The following is a 273-nucleotide window of genomic DNA, read 5'->3' on the forward strand; positions in this document are numbered from 1 at the left end:
ATGTATCACGTTCGGAAGTTGTTGATGGTGTTCCCCATTCGCTTGCAAAGGTCAGGCAATGAAAAAAAATTTCATCAAAAATTTCATTACAAAACGCAAAAAACTTTCATTCTTTCTTATTGCTCTCTTCATTATTATCATTTTGTTGTGGTTGCGCTCTGTTTTTTTTGGAACATCTACACCAGTGTATATGACAGCTGTGGTGAAGCGTGGGGATATCGAGGAAAGTGTTTTGGCTTCAGGGCTTGTGCGTCCTTATCTGTTGGTGGCGGT

At 39.9% G+C, this 273-nt stretch carries 1 pseudogene; it reads left to right on the top strand.

Going from position 1 to position 273, the window contains the following annotated elements:
• Window positions 1–58: 58 nt before the first annotated feature.
• A pseudogene (locus ACFIM8_RS09335) lies at window positions 59–273 on the top strand (efflux transporter periplasmic adaptor subunit); the annotation flags it as partial.

Origin of the sequence: Bartonella sp. AC535YNZD, from assembly GCF_042196625.1 — a bacterium.
In the GTDB taxonomy this organism is placed as follows: Bacteria; Pseudomonadota; Alphaproteobacteria; order Rhizobiales; family Rhizobiaceae; genus Bartonella.